This is a genomic window from Actinophytocola sediminis, from assembly GCF_054779715.1.
Window position 1 is genome coordinate 1 of the sequence record NZ_BAAGXS010000053.1, and the last position, 854, is coordinate 854.

The 854-nt window shown below is 32.7% G+C and carries 1 rRNA gene; it reads left to right on the forward strand.

The features are described 5' to 3' along the window. The first annotated feature begins 404 nt into the window (after window positions 1-404). A 5S ribosomal RNA gene (gene rrf / locus ACYVIP_RS28210) occupies window positions 405-523 on the forward strand. Window positions 524-854: the final 331 nt, after the last annotated feature.

Here is an 854-nt window from a genome sequence, read left to right on the forward strand (position 1 = left end):
GTATTAGTTTAATGTTCTTACCTCACATGTGCCTAGGTTCACTTATGTAATTTGGGTTTAGCAGTTTGACACTTGGCTTCTGATCTTCAAGGATACTTGTATGCAAGCATTATGTTAAGTTTGTCTGCTTGTCTGCCTCTCTGTTTGTCTGCCTCTCTGTTTGTCTGTTTGTCTGTTTGTCTGTTTGTCTGTTTGTCTGCTTGTCTGCCTCTCTGCTTGTCTGCCTCTCTGCTTGNAGGTTTTTCTTACCGGCCAGTGCCGTCCATCACCTAGAAATAAACAAAACAAAGAAAAGACAACAATCTGCTGTTACTTTATAGCTATCTATTTAAAGAGTCTCCCAGAAAAAAACTTACTAAAAAAAAAAAAATGACAATGTGACAAATAGTTTTCAATTTTCTATGAGCTACGGCCATACAATGTTGAAAACACCGGATCCCGTCCGATCTCCGCAGTTAAGCAACATCTGGACCAGTCAGTACTATGGTGGGGGACCACATGGGAATACTGGTTGCTGTAGTTTTACTTTTTTATTTTATTTTAAATGTTTCCTTAACATCTCTAAAACATCTTGTTATAATAACCATAAAACAATCTTAAAAAAATTTAGTATATCAATTCTTTTTTTTTTTTTTAATGTCTATTATTTGCTATTTTTTTTTCATCTGCTTTGAAATATATCTACTGTGGTTCTTTTTTATTTATTTTTGCTTTACAATTAATCACTCTGCCTAAAAAAGGGTATATTTTATTCTTATATAGCCTTGCACCTAAAAAACTTTTCTAGTGTAAGAGTTATTGTAGTATTATTATTTTTTTTTTTACATATAAGACATAGGCTTAAAATGGCTTAT